The 18,271-nt window shown below is 64.9% G+C and carries 16 protein-coding genes and 1 pseudogene; 11 read left to right on the top strand and 6 right to left on the bottom strand.

Going from position 1 to position 18,271, the window contains the following annotated elements; translation table 11 throughout:
- From ACWCO3_RS16205 to ACWCO3_RS16170, 8 genes and pseudogenes are all read left to right on the top strand, one after another.
- A pseudogene (locus ACWCO3_RS16205) lies at window positions 1–1,016 on the top strand (malto-oligosyltrehalose synthase); the annotation flags it as partial.
- Window positions 1,013–2,737: a malto-oligosyltrehalose trehalohydrolase gene (gene treZ / locus ACWCO3_RS16200; RefSeq protein ID WP_450010662.1), complete on the top strand. Its 1,725-nt coding sequence runs from the start codon at window positions 1,013–1,015 to the stop codon at window positions 2,735–2,737. The pseudogene ACWCO3_RS16205 and the gene treZ, both read left to right, overlap by 4 nt.
- A 359-nt stretch (window positions 2,738–3,096) precedes the next feature.
- Window positions 3,097–5,268 carry a hypothetical protein gene (locus ACWCO3_RS16195; RefSeq protein WP_450010660.1) on the top strand — a complete coding sequence of 724 codons (2,172 nt, stop codon included), beginning with the start codon at window positions 3,097–3,099 and terminating at the stop codon, window positions 5,266–5,268.
- Window positions 5,269–5,555: 287 nt separating this feature from the next.
- A complete protein-coding gene (locus ACWCO3_RS16190) occupies window positions 5,556–7,451 on the top strand; it encodes a hypothetical protein (RefSeq protein WP_450010658.1) in 1,896 nt (631 codons plus the stop codon).
- A 445-nt stretch (window positions 7,452–7,896) separates the two neighbouring features.
- On the top strand, window positions 7,897–9,087 hold the full coding sequence (locus tag ACWCO3_RS16185; RefSeq protein WP_450010664.1) for a helix-turn-helix domain-containing protein: 1,191 nt from the start codon (window positions 7,897–7,899) through the stop codon (window positions 9,085–9,087).
- 124 nt (window positions 9,088–9,211) lie between these two features.
- Window positions 9,212–9,373: a hypothetical protein gene (locus ACWCO3_RS16180; RefSeq protein WP_450010656.1), complete on the top strand. Its 162-nt coding sequence runs from the start codon at window positions 9,212–9,214 to the stop codon at window positions 9,371–9,373.
- Window positions 9,360–10,595: a helix-turn-helix domain-containing protein gene (locus ACWCO3_RS16175; RefSeq protein WP_450010655.1), complete on the top strand. Its 1,236-nt coding sequence runs from the start codon at window positions 9,360–9,362 to the stop codon at window positions 10,593–10,595. The genes ACWCO3_RS16180 and ACWCO3_RS16175 overlap by 14 nt, the downstream gene beginning before the upstream one ends.
- A 132-nt stretch (window positions 10,596–10,727) precedes the next feature.
- Entirely contained in the window at window positions 10,728–11,120 is a 393-nt protein-coding gene (locus ACWCO3_RS16170; protein WP_450010653.1) for a hypothetical protein, read from the top strand.
- A gap of 35 nt (window positions 11,121–11,155) precedes the next feature.
- Here ACWCO3_RS16170 and ACWCO3_RS16165 read toward each other — a convergent pair whose 3' ends face one another.
- On the bottom strand, window positions 11,156–12,175 hold the full coding sequence (locus ACWCO3_RS16165) for a fatty acid desaturase family protein (protein ID WP_450010651.1): 1,020 nt from the start codon (window positions 12,173–12,175) through the stop codon (window positions 11,156–11,158).
- Window positions 12,176–12,421: 246 nt separating this feature from the next.
- A complete protein-coding gene (locus ACWCO3_RS16160) occupies window positions 12,422–12,580 on the bottom strand; it encodes a hypothetical protein (protein ID WP_450010649.1) in 159 nt (52 codons plus the stop codon).
- On the opposite strand from ACWCO3_RS16160, the gene ACWCO3_RS16155 reads away from it, so the two are divergent.
- Entirely contained in the window at window positions 12,579–13,427 is an 849-nt protein-coding gene (locus tag ACWCO3_RS16155; RefSeq protein ID WP_450010647.1) for an alpha/beta fold hydrolase, read from the top strand. The genes ACWCO3_RS16160 and ACWCO3_RS16155 overlap by 2 nt on opposite strands.
- A 46-nt stretch (window positions 13,428–13,473) precedes the next feature.
- Window positions 13,474–14,004, top strand: a complete 531-nt coding sequence (locus ACWCO3_RS16150; RefSeq protein ID WP_450010645.1) for a VOC family protein — start codon at window positions 13,474–13,476, stop codon at window positions 14,002–14,004.
- A gap of 4 nt (window positions 14,005–14,008) precedes the next feature.
- Here ACWCO3_RS16150 and ACWCO3_RS16145 read toward each other — a convergent pair whose 3' ends face one another.
- Together ACWCO3_RS16145 and ACWCO3_RS16140 are read right to left on the bottom strand one after the other, a co-directional pair.
- Entirely contained in the window at window positions 14,009–15,250 is a 1,242-nt protein-coding gene (locus ACWCO3_RS16145) for a DUF6357 family protein (protein WP_450010643.1), read from the bottom strand.
- A gap of 4 nt (window positions 15,251–15,254) precedes the next feature.
- A complete protein-coding gene (locus ACWCO3_RS16140) occupies window positions 15,255–15,908 on the bottom strand; it encodes a hypothetical protein (protein WP_450010641.1) in 654 nt (217 codons plus the stop codon).
- Window positions 15,909–16,050: 142 nt separating this feature from the next.
- On the opposite strand from ACWCO3_RS16140, the gene ACWCO3_RS16135 reads away from it, so the two are divergent.
- Window positions 16,051–16,392 carry a GlsB/YeaQ/YmgE family stress response membrane protein gene (locus ACWCO3_RS16135; protein WP_358164530.1) on the top strand — a complete coding sequence of 114 codons (342 nt, stop codon included), beginning with the start codon at window positions 16,051–16,053 and terminating at the stop codon, window positions 16,390–16,392.
- A gap of 25 nt (window positions 16,393–16,417) precedes the next feature.
- Here ACWCO3_RS16135 and ACWCO3_RS16130 read toward each other — a convergent pair whose 3' ends face one another.
- Both ACWCO3_RS16130 and ACWCO3_RS16125 read right to left on the bottom strand, forming a co-directional pair.
- Entirely contained in the window at window positions 16,418–16,795 is a 378-nt protein-coding gene (locus ACWCO3_RS16130; RefSeq protein WP_450010639.1) for a hypothetical protein, read from the bottom strand.
- A 402-nt stretch (window positions 16,796–17,197) separates the two neighbouring features.
- Window positions 17,198–18,271 (bottom strand): aldehyde dehydrogenase family protein (locus tag ACWCO3_RS16125; RefSeq protein ID WP_450010637.1); only part of this gene is annotated, 1,074 nt, incomplete at its 5' end.

Below are 18,271 nucleotides of genomic sequence, written 5' to 3'. Positions count from 1 at the left end.
GGTGGACCCGGTTCGTGGCGCTCAACGAGGTCGGCGACAGCCCCACCCGCTTCGGGGTGCCACCGGCGGAGTTCCACCGCTTCGCCACCGCCCAACAGGTCCGCTGGCCCGCGAGCATGACCACCCTCTCCACCCACGACACCAAGCGCAGCGAGGACATCCGCGCCCGCCTCGCCGTGCTCAGCGAGCTGCCGGGCCGCTGGGCGGAGCAGGTCAAGAGCTGGATGGAGTACGCTCCGCTGCCCGACCCGGCGTTCGCCCACCTGCTCTGGCAGACCGCCGTCGGCGCGTGGCCGATCGAGCGGGAGCGGCTGCACGCGTACGTCGAGAAGGCCGCCCGGGAGGCCGCGGCCTCGACCAGTTGGGCGGACCCGGACCCGGTCTTCGAGCAGGCGCTGCACGACGTGGTCGACCGCATGTACGACGACCCGAGCCTGCACGACGAGCTGACCGAGCTCGCCGCCGCGATCACCCCGGCCGGCTGGTGCAACTCGCTGGGCCAGAAGCTGATCCAACTCACCATGCCCGGGGTGCCGGACACCTACCAGGGCACCGAGCTGTGGGACAACTCCCTGGTCGACCCGGACAACCGCCGGCCGGTCGACTTCGACGTACGCCGAGAGATGCTGGCACGCATCGACGCCGGCTGGCGTCCCCCGGTCGACACCGACGGAGCGGCGAAGCTGCTCGTCGTGTCGCGGACCCTGCGGTTGCGGCGGGCGCACCCGGAGCTGTTCACCACCTACCGGCCGGTGGCCGCGCACGGTCGGGTGAGCCGCCACGTGGTGGCGTTCGACCGGGGCGGCGCGATCACCGTGGCGACCCGCCTGCCGCTGGGCCTGGCCCGTGCCGGCGGGTGGTGTGACACAGCACTGTCGCTTCCTGTTCACGATGTGAAGGACCTGTTCACCGGGCGGGTCTACAGTGGCGAGGAGATTCCGCTGGACAATCTTCTGGCCGACTATCCCGTCGCTCTCCTGGCTCCTCTCACCGCCGCCGAGGAGGCCGCTCCATGACCGAATTCTCTGTCTGGGCACCGGACGCCTCCCGGGTGCGACTGCGCCTGGCCGGCGACACCGACCACGAGATGCGCGCCGCCGCCGACGGCTGGTGGCAGGTCGACGTCCCCGACGCCGGCCCCGACTACTCCTTTCTGCTGAACGACGACGAAACCCCGCTGCCCGACCCCCGTTCCCCGTGGCAACCTGCGGGTGTGCACGGGCCGAGCCGCCGCTACGACCACGCCGACTTCGCGTGGTCCGACAGCGCGTGGACAGGCCGGCAACTGCCCGGCAGCATCCTCTACGAGCTGCACATCGGCACCTTCACCCCGGAGGGCACCTTCGACGCGGCCATCGACCGCCTCGACCACCTGGTGACCCTCGGTGTCGACCTGATCGAGCTTCTCCCGGTCAACGCCTTCAACGGCGAACACAACTGGGGGTACGACGGCGTCTGCTGGTACGCCCCGCACGAGCCCTACGGCGGCCCCGACGGCCTGAAACGGTTCGTGGACGCCGCCCACGCCAAGGGGTTGGGGGTGATCCTCGACGTTGTCTACAACCATTTCGGGCCCTCCGGGGCCTACGCGCCGCGGTTCGGCCCCTACCTGGCCGAGCAGAGCAACAGTTGGGGCCGCTCGATCAACCTGGACGGCCCGCACTCCGACGAGGTACGCCGCTACATCATCGACAGCGTGCTCATGTGGCTGCGCGACTACCACGTCGACGGGCTACGCCTGGACGCCGTGCACGCGCTACCCGACTCCCGGGCGATCCCGCTGCTCGAAGAGCTGGCCATCGACGTCGAGTCGCTGTCGACGCACCTGGGCCGCCCGCTGTCCCTGATCGCGGAGTCCGACCTCAACGACCCCCGGCTGATCACCCCTCGGGAGGCCGGCGGGTTCGGTCTGCACGCCCAGTGGAACGACGACGCCCACCACGCGCTGCACACGTTGCTGACGGGGGAGCGGCAGGGCTACTACGGGGACTTCGGCTCGCTGGAGACGCTGTCGGACGTGCTGACGGGTGGGTTCTTCCACGCTGGCACCTGGTCGAGCTTCCGCAACCGGCACCACGGGCGGCCTCTCGACTCGCGGGTGCCTGGGCATCGGCTGGTGGCGTACCTACAGAACCACGATCAGATCGGGAACCGGGCTACCGGGGATCGGATCTCGGCTTCGCTGTCGCCTGCGTTGCTGCGGGTCGGGGCTGTGTTGCTGCTGACGGCGCCCTTCACTCCGATGCTGTTCATGGGGGAGGAGTGGGCCGCTTCTACGCCGTGGCAGTTCTTCACGTCGCACCCGGAGCCGGAGTTGGCCTCCGCGGTGCGGACCGGGCGGCGGCGGGAGTTCGCCTCGCACGGGTGGCCGGAGGGGGACGTGCCGGACCCGCAGGACCCGGAGACGTTTACGCGGTCCCGGTTGGACTGGGCTGAGCTGGACAAGCCTGAGCATGCTTCGATGCTGTCGTTCTACCAGCGGCTGATCGGGTTGCGTCGGTCGGTGCCAGACCTGTCGGATCCTCGGATGCACGCGGTGTCCGTGCAGCACGGGGACCAGTTCCTGCTGATGCGGCGGGGGGACACGCTTGTCGTGGCGAACTTCGCTGGGCGGGGGCAGGGGGTGTCTCTGCCCGGGGTGGCGCGGCGCGTGCTCCTGGCTACGGGGGAGGGAGTCACCGTGATGCGGGACCGGATCGAGCTGCCTGCGGAAACTGCGGCGATCGTGGCGCTGTGATTTGCCAAGGTGTACGGCGGGCCCGTACTAGGTAACGGCGCGGTCTGGACGGCGCGTGGCAACCGACGAGCGGTCGGCGAATCGGATTATAACCGGTATGTTCGTCTATCGATGAGTCGGAACAGCCCGCTGACCGTCAAGACCCCCTACGGTCCGATAGTCGCTGCGGCAGCTTGAGACTTGAGGATCCAGTCAGCGGCGGTCCCTCCCGGCAGGCTCCGGTCCACCGTCTGCCCTAGAGCTAGAGCAAGTCGAGGACTCAAGCACTTCTGATGTTCTTACGACACATACTCCCCGACGCGCGGTCCTCGATGTAGCCTGTGCCCTTCTGGGCTGTCTATAGGTGAACTGGGGAGATCATGGACGAGTTCGCAAGCGCCAAGCAGAAGATCAAGGAGCTTGCTGCTGAACTGGCGAACTCGACGTTGAACGAGGCGACAACCCGGATTAGAATTATCGACCGACTGTTGATCGAATGCCTTGGGTGGAAGCACGGCGACATTACGAATGAACCCTACCATGCTGGCGATTATGCCGATTACGAATTAGGCAATCCGGCAACGGAGATGATCGTTGAAGCCAAAAAGGAAGGGCTTTATTTCTCGATCCCAGTAGGGCTCGAAGGCCGGCGTCAGATTGACATCGCAACTCTGCTAGAAGACGCGAATGCGAACCAGGCGATCCGGCAAGTATTGAAGTATTGCCAGGAGCGCGGCGTTCCTATTGCCGTTGCGACAAACGGCCGCCAGCTTATTGCCTTCTACGCCTCCCGACAGGACGGTGTGCCACCCCTCGAAGGCCGAGCGCTAATTTATTCCTCATTGCAGGAGATGTACGACGACTTTGGATCGCTTTGGGCAAATCTGTCGCGTGAAGGCGTCTCTACTCGGAATCTTCAACGTGCACTCTTTGGGAAATCGATTAGAGCGATGGCGCCCGGAAAGCTCTCCGACGGCATCACGAACTACCCGGGTTTTAGGGCCCGGACGTCTCTGGAAACCGATCTGAAGACCTTGGGTGACCTCTTCCTGCAAGACCTTGGCTCGTCTGCAGGGCCAATGTCGAAAGAGTTTGTCGAAAAGTGCTATACACCCAATGATGCCCTCTCTCAGTACGCCACTGTCAGCAAGGAGATTCTACGGTCACGCTACGCGGCGTTGCGGGACTCGGCCGAGGTCGAGTCAGAGCCCGCGACAACACGCAAAGGGATTAATCAAAAGCTCACGGCGACAATCATGACGGAGGCGTTAAGTCGCCGGCCGTTGGTAATCGTTGGTGATGTCGGTGTGGGCAAGACGATGTTTCTGCGCAATCTGATTGAGGTTGAAGCTCGGGAACTCCTAGGAAACGCTTATGTCTTCTATCTAGACTTCGGTAGGGAGCCCGCGCTGTCCAACGATTTAAAGTCGTACGTGCTGGAACGATTAATAGAACAGCTAAGAGACGTTCATTCAATTGATATCGAGGAGGGAGGGTTCATTCGAGAGGTTTACAGAAGAGAGCTAACCCGCTTTGCTAAAGGTGTTTACGGTCCCCTTGCCTTGACGAGGCCGGAAGAGTACCAGATGCGGGAGATTGAACGTCTCCAGCAGCTCGCTGCTCGTGCTGATGAGCATCTAAAAGCTTCTTTTGACTATCTGAAGTCAAAGAAGCGCCGATCGCCGGTGATAGTCCTTGATAATATCGATCAGCGCCCGTCGGATTTTCAAGACGAAGTCTTCTTAATTGCTCAGTCTCTGGCTGACGGCTGGCCCGGAACGATCTTCGTTGCGCTCAGGCCAAGCACCCTCTACGAGTCCAAGACCAAGGGGTCTCTCGCCGCCTATCAGTTGCGGGTATTCACAATTTCGCCCGCGAGGGTCGACAAGGTAATTCTGAAGCGAGTCGAGTGGGCGTATGAGCAGTTGAACGAATCTGAGGAGTCCGGTGCCTTTTCGACTCGATTTACGATCAACGCAAGCGCGATGCGTGCCTACCTAGACGTATTGATCAAGGCCTTCAGCGAGGATCGCGAACTTAACGAGATTATCGACAATCTCAGCGGCGGTAACGTCAGAACTGCTCTCGAATTCCTTGCTACCTTTATAGGTAGCGGTTACGTATCGACCAGTCGCGTTCTTGAAGTTGCTGGCCGCGGTTCCGTATATACAGTTCCCACACACGAATTTATCAGGGCCATCATCTTTGGCGATTATGACTACTTTTATCCATCGGCAAGCAAGATCTGCAACGTCTTCGATATTTCGACCGATGATGGTCGCGAACATTTTCTGATGTGTTTAATGTTGGCTCATATTGAGCGAGCGGGTGTGGCTGCTGGTCGAAGCGGATACGTTGATGTTGCAAGTGTTTACCGGTTCGTGCAAAGTATTGGCTTTACGCAGGAGCAGACCGGCTCTCAGTTGATGCGGGCTAAAGAGCGCAACTTGATCCATGCTCCCGAGGGGCGCAACATGGATGGACCGTTCCGCATCACCACCGTCGGAAGCTATATATGCACAAGTCTATGGTCAGGCGCTTCTCCTACGTAGATGCCATGATCGTTGACACGCCGATCACAGACGTATCTTTTCGGCGACAGATTTCGGACGTATTCCCAATTCGAGAAAGAATCGACCGCGCTGAAAGGTTCCGGATGTACCTAGACCAGCAATGGCTGAAGCTGGGTGCCATAGATTCTGAATCTCCGTTTGATTGGCCTACTTGTTCCGATCAACTAAAAACTGATCTTGAATTGGCCCGAGAAAAGGCCGATCGGGCAGCACTGCGCCGAAGCGCATGGTAATAGATAACGTCCGAGTTCGGCAAGGTGATCACCGTGACCACGTTAGACAATCCGTTAACGATGCAGATATTCGGGGAGGCTCCTCCGATCCTTTCATATTTTTCTGACAATCAACCTGTTCTTGATTTCCTGCAGATCCACGGGCTTGACCGCAGAGCTTCCGCATGCCTCGAATCCGACGTCCAGATCGGACTGATGCGCGCGTCGTTCATAAACGAGCACGCGGCCGATCTTCCGGGCATGACTAGTGGTTTACTGCGAGCCTTGGCGGCGCTTGGTCGAACTTTCGTCCGGCGGGAATCTACGGTTTACGCATTGTTGGCTTTAAGGCCAAGCGGGCAACCTGAATTGCATGAGCTGACGACCCAGATGCTCGCCGAAGTTCCTCGGCGCGCTCTGAGGATGGAGTGGCTGCGCAAATCGGCGTTGGTTGCGAAATCGGAAGATCGATACAGTTTTAGCCCGGCAGTATGCGCCGATCTAGTTTATCAGCTCATCGGCCTCCTTTGTGTCACTGGCCGAATTCCAGTGGCGGTTAGCTTCTCGCTCGCCTTGCTTGGCGCGGACGATTCGGTGGTGCGAACAGATGCCCTACCGGAGATGACTTCTCTTAAGCGGGATCGCGGTCTTCCCCGAGAGCATCTTTTTGTAGTCGAGCAGGTGGTGGAACTCTTTTCCCTGCCCCCGGGTGCGTCGATCTTGGTATCGGCGGCATTAACGCATAGCTCGTGGAGCTACGGCAGAGATTTGCAGGTTGGATTGCTTGGTTGGGGGGATCCCAGGCTAGTGCTAGCCACGCTGGGCTCTGCAGCTCTCTCATACGAGTACGCATTAGCTGCTGCAACTAGGGCATGTGAACAGCTGCCTCCCAGCTTCCAGTTCCAGGACCTGACGCAGGCTGAGTTCGTGAAATCTTTCGACGTCGTCGGCCTGAAGAGGGGTGTGCTCTTGTCGCCGGGCGAGTGGCGGCTGGGGGTGCGGCCGAGAATGGCGTCGGAGTTCTTTAAGGCGGTAGTTGGTGCTGTGTACCTTTCAAAAGGGCACCCAGTCGCGCTTGCTGTAGACTGGCCCGCAGATTGGGCCGGGGCTCTAGAGCATATTGCACCCGGTGCTCTTCGGATGCCCAGTCCTATCGATGCACTTACTAAGACGCTCAAGACGACTGGCCTAGTGATCGAGGCTTGGCGAGTGGTGGTTGATGGCCCGAAGCATGCCGAGCTCTTCCGGGCGTCCCTGACGCTTAGAAGTGCGGCGCTTGATAGGACTTACACAGTTCAGGGGAAGCCCACCGCCGGCCATGATGCTCGTGCTAAGAGTAGCGCAGCGCAGATTGTTCTCGATGCTTTGGTTGCCGATTATGAGGAGTTTGGTACAAGTGTCAATGAGCCGCTCGCGAACTTCATCAGCGACCACTTTTCGGCGTTGACCGAAGAGGGTGAAGCGCGGTTTGTCAGAGAGGCGGGAGCGGCTACGGGCGCTCCGGCTGGTCGTCGTTATCGGTATGTCGCTGTGGAGGCCTATAAGCCGGCCAGAGCCCCGTCCACTGATGCTAACTCTCCTATAGTTGGTCGCCCAGAGGCGGCGCTAGTTGGCCGTTATCTCGACTGGCTTGTGGGGTCGGGAAATAGGCTCGTGCCGCGCCACCGGATATCGCTTCCTGGTAATAACCGCTATCTTCTGACCGACATGTTTGACACATTCACATTCGAGCTCGTAGAGGCGAAATCATCGGCTGGCCGTGACTCCATACGTCTCGCCATAGGACAGCTATTTGACTACGCGCGGTACGTCAGTCATCGCAGCCTCGCGGTCCTTCTGCCGGTGAAGCCTGAAGGCGACATGGTTGTCCTTCTGGCTTCTCTCGGAATTTCTTGCATCTATGAAATTGAACCCGGGAAATTCAATAGGATTGAACCTAGCTCACTGTAGCCTCCGTTTTTGACAGTGGCGACAGTGACGGAGCACGTGAATTAATGTGCCCTCACGGGTACTTGAGGCGTCGTCATGGCGCTACCCGCCGGGCAAAGGCGGCGCGCTGTGACCAGCTTTCCGCCGACTATGGGGCACCTCCGTTTCGACTGCGCTAACCCTTTGCGAGGAGGTGGCCTCGCCGGAAAGCAGCAAGGCCTCTGTGTGACGATAATGAAGGTGCTGCACGGTATGGACGGCGACAACGTCCGGTGCGAAGTGGCAGGATCTGGTCCATTCACGCCAGTGACCCTAGCCGGAGGTTGGGCGGCGCGCGCGGTGTGACGTGTTAGTGCAGACGCAAGACTGCATGCCGAGAGTCACTAGTCCGATGCTCCGCGGTGTACTGTGCGCGGGTAGCGGTTCTGCGCGGCAATCCAGTCTTCTGCCAGGGGTAGGCGTGAGCATGGTGAAGAGGCCGGACACCATCGGTGCCAGGATCCGGTACTGGCGGATGCGCCGTGGTGGCATGACTCAGGCGGTCCTCGCCGGGCTAGCTGGCGTCACCCAGTCCTACGTGTCGCAGGTCGAGTCGGGTCGGAAGACCATCGACCGCCGCTCCACTCTGGTCGCACTTGCTGCTGCTCTCCAGGTCACGGTGGCGGACCTGCTGGGCCAGGGCACGGAGTCCGGCGATCCAGCCCGTGAGAGCGCCGCCGAGTGTGTGCCAGCCATCTGGTCCGCGTTGATCGAGATCGAGGACGGCGAGCGTCGCCCGTCGATATACACAGCGGAGCGGCTGACCGCCGAAATCGATCGAGCCGAACAGCTCCGCACGTCCTGCAACTACCCGGCCATGGCTCGTCTGCTCCCCAACCTGCTGATCGAAGCCGCCGCTGTCGGCGGCACCGCGCTCATCCAGGTCGCCTACCAGGCTGCCACCTGCCTGCGGAACCTCGGATACCGCCACCTGGCCCTCAACGCAGCTCGGCTCTCCGGGACGGTCGCCGAGCACGCCGGCGATCCAGCGTGGATCGCAGCATCCCGTTTCGCCTACGCGCAGAGCTTGCCGATCGAGTCCGCCCCCGTCGCGGCCCGCGCTGCTGACCGGTCCCTGGCCGAGCTTCAAGCCGACGCCGCCGACGAACGAGTCCGACAGATGCTCGGACAACTCCACCTCTCTGCCGCGCTGACCTCGGCGGTGAGTGGGCGCCTGGATGTCACACGTGACCACCTCGCCGAGGCGGCCCGCGAGGCGGCAACCCTCGGGGATCCGGTCGACGGGGCGGGCTTCAACGGCTGTGGATTCGGGCCGACCAACGTCGGGCTCTGGGAGATGTCCATCGCCGCCGAGCAGGGCGAATCCGGCCGGGTCATTGAGCTATCCCGAACGGTGCGACCGCAGGTACTCGCAGCGTCGATCCGTCAGCAGTCCTACTGGCTCGATCTCGGCCGTGCCCTGGCGGACGGCGGTCGCCGGGACGTCGAGGCCCTTGCCGCATTCGTGCAGGCCGAGCGGGCCGCGCCGATCCCGTTCGCCATCAACCCCCTCGCCCGCGATGCCGTGGTGACCCTCGCTCAGCGTGCCCAGCGCCGCGCCATCCCCGACGACCTGCGCCTGCTCGCCGGCCGTATCGGCATCAACCTGGCCGCATAACTGCCAGTAATCATCGCATCACCAATCCGCCCTAGTGTCCGGTTTGGGACGTGAGCACGTCCCGATGGTCCAGCGCGGCAACGGTCGATCCTGAGCTGCTGGGCCTCCACCGGAGGAGGCGGGGATGAGCGGTCGGGACGACAACGCTCCGGAGAACACCAGTGAGGCGGCCGAGCGCGAGGCTGCCAAGCAGCGCCTCCTGGCCCAGGCCGAGGCGGAGCGCGTACCCGTTGACGACACGACCCGCGCGGTCCCGGACCGGCGGTGGCGGCGTGACCAGCGATGACACGCCTATCGGCCGCCGCGTGGCGAGCTGGCGGGTGCGGCGGCAGATGACCCAGCAGATGCTTGCCGACCGGCTGCGCAGGTCGAAGAGCTGGGTGGACAAGATCGAGCGTGGTGCCCGCACCCTGGACCGGTACTCGGTGATCCAGGAACTGGCCCACGTTCTGCGGGTCGACCCGGAGGTGCTGCTCGGCCAGCCGCAGGGCACCCCGGCGGGCACGCCGGACGGGGTGGACGACATCCGGGCCGCGCTCGCCCGCTACGACATCCCGGAGGCTCCACCGCAGACGGACGAGCTGAGACGGCAGGTCGGGCATGCCTGGTTGGCCTACCAGCACGCGCACTACGGGCAGTTGGTGCGGGTGGTGCCGGGTCTACTCGACGCCGCTCGGGCCGCGCAGAGAGCAGAATTGCTGGTGCAGGCGTACCGGATCACCTCGTCGCTGCTGGTCAAGCTCGGTGAGGCCGACCTCGCCTGGCTTGCCGCCGACCGCGCGATGGCCGCCGCCAGCGACGACCCGTTCCTGGCGGCAACGGCGGCCATCTCGGTCGCCCAGGCGCTCCGCGCGTCCAACCGCGACCGCCTGGCCCTGGCCGCGACCCTCAGCGCCGCGAACCGCATCCTCCCATCCCTGCCCGGCCCCGGTGATCAAGAGATTTGCGGGACTGTTGGAGATCAAATCGCCCGCAAACCTCTTGATCACGGGGGTGAAGGCCGGGGCGGGAGCGCGGGGGAGCGGGCCGTGGGTGGGACGCTGCTTCTCCAGGCTGCGCTGGCCGCCGCCGGCTGCGGCGACGCCCTCCGCGCCCACGAGCTGACCGACCGGGCCGCGGGCGTCGCCAGCAACCTTCGGGGGTACGACGACACGCACCGCATCAGCTTCGGGCCGATCGCCGTCGACCTGGCGCGGGTGCTGTCAGCGGCGCAACGGGGTGACTCCGATGAGGCGCTGCAACGGCACGTGACGGTGGTTCGGCGGGAGGCGTTCCGGCGGTTGCCGGCCGAGTATCGGGGCGCTTACCTGGTTGATGTCGCGCGGGCGTACCTCCAGGTGGGTGACCTGCGCGGGGCTTCCCGCGCCCTGGTGGACGCGGACAGCGTCGCGCCAGCCGAGGTTCGGTGCCGGCCGATGGCGCGTACGGTGATCGCCGAGATCGCCCGCGCGAACCCGGCGCCGGCCGGCGTGGCGCGACTGGCCACGCTGGTCGGCCTGACCCGCTGACCGGCCTGTGGGTGAGAGCGACGCCTGCCTGGCTCTCCTCGACCGGCATATCGTTTCAGGCGCTTGACCTGTCAAATTTCCGCAGGTAGTTTAAATTTACAACGACGAGCATCTATGTAAAGCAGGTGAACCGTGCTGTTGAAATCCATCGCCATTGCCGCGTCCGTCGCGGGCATGCTGGCCGCCGCCCCCGCCCCAGCCGCCTCGGCGGCACCACCCGGAGTGTCGATGCAAGGCTGGGGGTCCGGGAACTGCCCGCAGGGCATGCTCTGTATCTGGCCCAACTGGAATCACCCGCCGCAGGGTCCCGTAGAGACGCCGTCTCTGACGACCAACAGCGAGTGGACCGGCAGCATCCAGGGATTCAACTTCTACAACGGCACGGGCCGCGACGCCGTAATATCCGGGTTCGCTTTTGGCTCGTCGATTCCCTTCAAGACCTGTGCTCCTGCCGGCGGGAGCGGGGGTGACCTGTATATACCGGTCAACGTGACGAAGGTGACGTGGCAGATGACCCCCTGCTGATCCTCCACTGGGCTTTCCGAGGTTAATGACTTGGATTAGCTGGCGCGGCCCATTGCCCGTAGGTGTGCCAGGCCTTGAGCCCAGGACTGTATGAGGGTGGTTTCGTGGTAGGCGACGTCGTGTTCCGCGCAGAACTGGCGGACCAGCGGCTGGGCGTGGTGGAGATTGGGGCGGGGCATGCTGGGGAAGAGGTGGTGTTCGATCTGGTAGTTGAGCCCACCGAGTAGTGCGTCGATGAGCGGGCCGCCGCGCACGTTGCGGGAGGTGAGGACCTGTCGGCGTAGGTAGTCGAGGTTGTCGGCCTCGGTCAGGATGGGCATGCCCTTGTGGTTCGGGGCGAAGGAGCTGCCCAGGTAGAGGCCGAACACGGCCTGGTTGACCAGGATGAACACGATCGCCTGCGGCCCGCTCAGGACCAGGAACACGGCCCCGAGGTAGCCGGCGAAATGCACGACGAGCAGGGCGGCCTCGGTTCGTCGACGCCTGAGTCCGCCGCGACGGACGACCGCCCGGACGCTGGCGCCGTGCAGATGCAGACCCTCCGCCAGCAGCAGAGGGAAGAACAGCGCCGCCTGGTGCCGGACGAACAGCGCCCGCAGGCCGCGCTGCGCCGCAGCCTGACCCGCTGTGAAGGACAGCGGAGCCACCATGAGGTCGGGGTCGCGGCCTTCGGTGTTCGGATGCGCATGGTGGCGGTTGTGCTTGTCGACCCACCAGCCGAAACTGATCCCGGTCACCAGGTTGGCGCACACCAGGCCGACCACGTCGTTCGCCCGGCGGGAGCGGAAAATCTGCCGATGCCCGGCGTCGTGACCGAGAAACGCCAGCTGCGCGAGGAGCACCGCGACGCCGGCCGCGGTGACCGTCTGCCACCAGGACGGCCCGAGCCGCACGAACAGCACGCCCAGCAGTATGAGACCACCCAGCACCGCCGTCACCCGCGCCGCGTAGCGGCGGGGTCGTCGGTCGAGGAGGCCCGCGTTTCGGACCAGGCGGGAAAGGTCGGCGTACTCGCTGCCCCGGTCGCTGCGGGCGCCAAGATCCGTGTCACTCAACGTCGGAACTCCTTGTCCACCACGCCGACCAGCTCGCCGGCTACGCCGTCAGCCACGACCACGCAATCGCCCTCTCGGGTAAGTCTGCCGATCGGCTGCCAGCTTTGTTCGTCGAGTCCGACAATCAGCACTCTGCAGTCACGTTGGATTCAGGGGCTGACGTCGGCGCAGGGCGAATCCGGCCGGGTTGTTGAGCTGTCCCGGACGGTTCGACCCCAGGTACTACCTGGTCGCGGTAGCTTGGTCTCAGACGCCTGAGAAATGCTCAATCATGGCGGTTCGTGGCGGCGACAGCAGCGATATCGACGCCTGGCGCGACATCACGATTGCCACCGGTGTCGACCAGCCCTGAGCGTTGGCCGCGAGCTCTGTTCGAACGTCGACATCTGCCTGGGAAGCGATCATGATCGCAGCTTTGAAGGGGTTCACCCAGCAACTGGTGCCGGTGAATGGCATCAAGATCAACGCCGTCACGGGCGGCTCGGGCCCGCCGGTCCTTCTGCTACACGGCTGGCCGGAAACGTGGTGGGGTTGGCACCGTGTGATGCCGTTGCTGGCCGAGCATTTCAGCGTGGTGGCCATCGATCTGCGCGGCGCGGGCTTTTCCGACTGCCCGCTCGACGGCTACGACAAGGCGACGATGGCGAGCGACGCGCACGACGTCATGGCTGCCCTTGGGCATGAACGCTACGCCGTGTGCGGACATGACATCGGTGGGATGGTCGCCCTGCCGCAGGCCGCCACCTATCGGCAGGCTGTCACCCACCTGGCCGTCCTCGACGTTCCGCTGCCCGGCTGGACCGGATGGGAGGCGGCGACCGCGAGCCTCTGGCACTTCAGCTTCCACATGAACCGGGATCTACCCGAGCGCCTGATCCACGGCCGTGAGTACGACTATGTGTCGACCTTCATGGCTGAGCGGTTCTACGACCACAGCACTTTCGACCCGGCGGACATCGACATCTACGCGACAGCGATGGCGCTTCCTGGCCGCACCCGCGGCGGCCTGGAGTGGTATCGGACCCTCGCTGTCGACCATGCGGCCGCGCTCGAGTACAAGAAGAAGCCGCTCGAGCTACCGGCGCTGGGTCTCGGCGGGGATCAGCGCTTCGGTGCGCAGATGGTGCCGATGCTCAAGGAGTTCGCCAGCAACGTGACGGGCGGCCCGGTTACGCGGTCCAGTCACTATCTCGCGGAGGAACGGCCGGATGACGTCGCGGCCGCTCTGATCGATTTCCTCAAGGCCACGTGACACTCTGCGACCGCGCCGATCGGTTAGATAAGGAAGGGAAGCTGTCATGAGCGCACCTGTCATCCGCGGCGTCAACCACATCGGCATCACGGTGCCCGACATCGAAGCCGCAAAAACGTTCTTCGTGGAAGCCTTCGGCGCCCAGGTGATCTATCAGTCCTTCGGACCGCAGGATCCGCCGCGGCAGGGACCCGAATTCGAGCGGGCCGTTGGTGCTCACCCTGGAACGGTCGTGCGCGCGCAGGCGATGGTCAAGATCGGCACCGGACCCGACTTCGAGCTCTTCGAAATGCACGGCCCCGAACAAGCCCAGCCGGTCCGACCGAGCGACTTCGGCATCACGCACTTCGGCCTCTACACCGACGACATCGACGCATCGGTTGAGCGCCTCAGAAGGGCCGGAGGCACCCCCCTCACGGAGCCTCGCCCTATTCCTTATACAACTGAACAAGGTCCGGGAAACAGAGTCTGCTACTGCCGCACGCCGTGGGGCACGACGATGGAATTCATCACCACGCCGGACCGGATGCCCTATCACGACCAGACGGATGTGCGCAGGTGGCAGGACGGGGACTGAGTACTCACCGACGACGCGCGCGTTCGAACTCGGCGGCGTCGGACATCCAGGGACCGTGCTGGTCGAGCGCGGCACAGCCGCCGTGCACGAACGCGCTCACCAGGTGTCGGTACCCGCCGAGCCCGTCGACCAGGCTGTACTCGACCTGGTACTCCGGATCCGACCCGTCCTCCCCCTGCCGCACCGTCGTGATCCGGGCGATGGAGTCCGCGTAGAAGTGCAGCTGGATCCCCTCGCCCATCTCCTCGTCCTCGATGGTGAACACCTCGTTGTCCCCGGCGGAGCGCTCGGCGACGAACTCCCAGAACTCGGCGGAGGCACCGCGAGCGCCGTCGCGCAGCCACCTCTTCTCGCCGCCCTTGTCATCGGTGAAGGTCAGGGCCGTCTTGCACGTACTCGCAGCGGAGTCGCCGGCCGCGTTGTCGTCGTCTTCCGGCGGCGCGCTCTTGGCGCGGGCCGCGGCCTCCGAGCACATCAGGAAGCTCACCGTCCGCACCGCGTCATCGACAAGCTCGGGGTACGCGCGGCGCACGGCCGCGTCCACCGCCGCCGTCATCCGCTCCCAGTCGCGTTTGTCAGTGGTCCGGTTTCTCCGGCGGGGGTCGAGGCCGATCCGCACCCCGGCGCACGCCTGCTCGGCGGTGGCGATCACCCGCATGACCTGGGGGAGCAGCGCGCTGTTGACGGCGTCGGGGTTCCGCCTCGGAATGGTCGCGCCATGCAGATACTGGCCCGTGTACCGCAGGATCGCCGCGTCGAGTGGCCCGAGGACTGTTTCGCGCTCGGCGCGACGGCGGTCCGCGTGATGCTCCTGGGCACGTTTCTCGTTCGCCGTCTCGGTCGCCGCGCGCATCGCGTCGCAGACCTGCCCGCGTTCCAGGAGGCGGATGTCGGCGCCGTGGGCGACCAGCCGGCTCCGGTCCCAGGGGATGCGCCGGAAGAGCGCGTCGACGTCAGCGGGCGGGGCAAGTAGGACCGGGTCCAGGAGCGCGACGGCAGCGGCCTCGTCGAGCTGGCCCTCGGTGCCGGCGGCCTCGCACAGGGGAAGGACAGCACTCCACAGCAGCAGGTGTCTGGCCAGGTCCTCCCGGATCACCGCGAGGTGGGCTTCGGAGATCGGGAACGTGAACTCGCGAGGGTCGTGGTTGGCGTCGGCCCCGGCGGCGAGCATCAGCTTCAGCTCGCCCGCCTCGTGGATCACGCTCGGGATCCAGCCGCTGCGACGCGTGAAGACGACGTCCCTCATCTCGTCACGCCCACTGTTCGCATTGGGCGTCGAGGCGTGGGTCGGAGCGCACCCAGACCTCGCCCCCGGCGGCTCCGGCCGGGGCGTCGACCCGTTCGAGACCGAGAAAATCGATCAACTGGAGCAGTTCGGCGCGGTCGGCCCGGTCGTCGTCGACGTCCGTGGAGTCAAAGAAGATGTAGTACTGGTCGGTCGGGTCGACGTAGCCGGAATCCGCCCAGATCCGGCCCACTTCGTCGATGGCCGCTGCCTCCGTCGTGAACGTGGCGGCGCGGGCGGCACCTCGGGTCTCCGGTGACGCGTCGAGATCGGCGAGGTTGGAGAACCACTGGCCAAAGTGGTCGAGGCCGGCGTATCCGTTCTCGAAGAACAGCATCGCGCTTGGCAGGTAGCGGTTGGCCCGGTCGACCCTAAGGTGTTCCGAGCGCTGGTGGTCCGCCTCAGCGATCCGGGAGATCACCCCCAGACGGGGCATGAGCACCAGGCTCTGCCTCGCCGGTGCGTCAGTGACGGTGTACGTGTCAGCCTCTCGACCCCGGAAGAACGTGGAGAACGCCACGTATGCCTCCTGCGGGTCGCCGACCGTGACGTGGTGGTCGTCGCCGTCGCCGGCTGCGAAGACGAACTGCTTCGGGCCGGGCTTGTAGGGGCGGGCCATGGGCGGTCCTTCGTTCGGGTGTGAAAGCTCCGCCAGAGTAGTGGGTCCGGGTGACATCACCGCGGCCCCTGATCGGGGCGGGGTTTCCGGGAACGTGAGATTCGGGCATGTATGTCAGCACTGCTGGAGGGGAGAGACAGCAATGCTGGTAACCGGTTATCTCGGCGCGGTGCTCATCGGCGCCCTCGTCGGCCTGCTCGGGCGACTCATCCTGCCGGGCAGGCAACGGATCGGCGTCTTCGCCACGTTCGTCCTCGGCGTCGGCTCGGCGGTGCTGGGCACTGTGGTCGCCCGGGCACTCCACGTCGACGACGACGCTGGCGTGAAGGTGTGGGTGCTGCGCTGGGACTGGATCGTGCTCGCGATCCAGGTCGGCCTCGCGATCATCGCCGTGGCGCTGGCGAACGTGCTCACCTTCACCCGGCTTGCCGGCGGTGACGAAACCCCTCGTCGGCGGACCCGTCGCAGCAAGGCCAAGAGCTGACGAGCCGACCCCGTGCAGTCGGCCGTCATCCGGCCCTACGCCGGGCCAGGGTGTCGCGGACGGCGAACGCCACCAGCGACAGCGGCACGAAGACCCAGAGTTGAAGCACTGTGTACCGGCGCAGTTCCCCGTCGATGTCGGCGCCGGCCAGTTCGGCATCGAGGGCGCCGGGCCGCATCAGCGCGAGCGCGTACAGGGACAGTGGCGCGTAGTTGAGACCCGCGCCGACCAACCACAGGCCGATCGCCCGGGTGCCGAAGCCGTTCCCTGACGCCAGCAGCCAACCGCCCCACGTCACCATCAGCACCACGCCGACGAGGAACTCGGCCAGGATGATGCGCCGTCGGCGGATGGTTCCTCGGCTGCCGTGCATGTCGATGGCCGCCAGGCGACGAACGTTCATCGGAACGATGGTGCCAACGGCGGGCAACCCGTGCTCGGGGCGTGGCTGCCTGAACAGGCCCCGGCGCGGCCCGACTGGACAGCGGATGGGAGAGCCTGACCGAGGCCGAACTCAAGGTCGTGCACTTCAAGCTGTTCGCAGAGCGGGCACAGTCCCGGGTCGAAAATGCGGCACACGGCCGGTGACGACGGTTGCGATCCGCCCGGCCACCGGCAGGAGAAAGGTGGCCGGGCGGAGCTGACGCAACGCGGCCGGGGTCAGGCCGCATCGCAGGTCAGGCCCGTTTGGCGCTCAGGATTATCCCAGCACCCGGGGAGCAGGGCAGATTCAGCCCGTCGAAGCATGTGACTCTACGAGTTCGGTGAATACCTCGGAGGGCTTCTTCCATCGAAGATCTTACGATCACCGGGTGCGGGTGATCGACTTATGCTCGACGTATCCGGTCAGGCCGACCTTGCCGTACTCGCGGCCGAGACCGCTGGCCTTGTAGCCACCGAAGGGTCCGTCGAAGCTGATCGGCGAGCCGTTCAGCGTGACGGTGCCCGTACGCAGCCGGCGGGCGACGGCCAGGGCGCGGGCAATGTCCGCGGACCAGATTCCGCCGGACAGGCCGTACTCGGAGTCGTTGGCGATCCGCACGGCGTCGTCATCGTCGTCGTAGGCGATGACGACCAGGACCGGGCCGAAAATCTCCTCCTGCGCGATGCGCATGCCGTTGTCGACGTCGGCGAACACGGTCGGGGTGACGTAGTTGCCCTTCTCCAGGCCGGCGGGGATCTGCGGGCCGCCGGTCACCAGACGCGCGCCGTCCTCGATGCCGATGGTGATGTAGTCGATGACACGCTGCTGCTGGTCGCGGCGGATCATCGGGCCGATGAAGGTGTCGGATGCGGCGGGGTCGCCGACCTTCAGCGACTCGACCATGTCTTTCACGGCGGTGACAACCTCCTCGTAACGGCTGCGTGGAGCCAGGATGCGGGTCTGCAGGATGCACGCCTCGCCGTTGTTGCCCAGCGATCCGAACCGCAGGCTCTGCATCGCGGCGGCCAGGTCCGCGTCGTCCAGGATCAGTGCGGCGGACTTGCCGCCCAATTCCAGACCGACGCGCTTGAGTTGCTGCCCGGCGATCGCCGCGATCCGCCGGCCGGCGCGGGTCGAGCCGGTGAAGGAGATCTTGTCGACGTCGGCGTGCGAGACGAGGTGCTCGCTGGTCTCCCGGTCCGCCGGGAGCACACTGAGGACGCCTTCGGGTAGCCCGGCCTCATGCCAGAGGTCCGCCAGCAGCATCATGCTCAGCGAGTTCTCCGGGGAGACCTTGAGCACGACGGTGTTGCCCGCCAGCAGAGCCGGGATCAGCTTCGCGGTGGCGGCGGAGAACGGGGAGTTCCACGGGATGACCGCGGCGACCACACCGATCGCCTCGCGCCGGACGATGGTGTCGAAGGCCACCGAAGGGTCGGACGGCGCGACGATCTC

Source organism: Micromonospora sp. NPDC002411, assembly GCF_053592955.1.
This window is presented reverse-complemented; position numbering and strand designations above follow the sequence as displayed.

Bases quoted from the DNA above. Each gene is read 5' to 3' on its own strand.
- treZ (WP_450010662.1), top strand. From the start codon at position 1,013: ATGACCGAATTCTCTGTCTGGGCACCGGACGCCTCCCGGGTGCGACTG.
- ACWCO3_RS16195 (WP_450010660.1), top strand. From the start codon at position 3,097: ATGGACGAGTTCGCAAGCGCCAAGCAGAAGATCAAGGAGCTTGCTGCT.
- ACWCO3_RS16185 (WP_450010664.1), top strand. From the start codon at position 7,897: ATGGTGAAGAGGCCGGACACCATCGGTGCCAGGATCCGGTACTGGCGG.
- ACWCO3_RS16180 (WP_450010656.1), top strand. From the start codon at position 9,212: ATGAGCGGTCGGGACGACAACGCTCCGGAGAACACCAGTGAGGCGGCC.
- ACWCO3_RS16155 (WP_450010647.1), top strand. From the start codon at position 12,579: ATGATCGCAGCTTTGAAGGGGTTCACCCAGCAACTGGTGCCGGTGAAT.
- ACWCO3_RS16160 (WP_450010649.1), bottom strand. From the start codon at position 12,580: ATGATCGCTTCCCAGGCAGATGTCGACGTTCGAACAGAGCTCGCGGCC.
- ACWCO3_RS16150 (WP_450010645.1), top strand. From the start codon at position 13,474: ATGAGCGCACCTGTCATCCGCGGCGTCAACCACATCGGCATCACGGTG.
- ACWCO3_RS16145 (WP_450010643.1), bottom strand. From the start codon at position 15,250: ATGAGGGACGTCGTCTTCACGCGTCGCAGCGGCTGGATCCCGAGCGTG.
- ACWCO3_RS16140 (WP_450010641.1), bottom strand. From the start codon at position 15,908: ATGGCCCGCCCCTACAAGCCCGGCCCGAAGCAGTTCGTCTTCGCAGCC.
- ACWCO3_RS16135 (WP_358164530.1), top strand. From the start codon at position 16,051: ATGCTGGTAACCGGTTATCTCGGCGCGGTGCTCATCGGCGCCCTCGTC.
- ACWCO3_RS16130 (WP_450010639.1), bottom strand. From the start codon at position 16,795: ATGAACGTTCGTCGCCTGGCGGCCATCGACATGCACGGCAGCCGAGGA.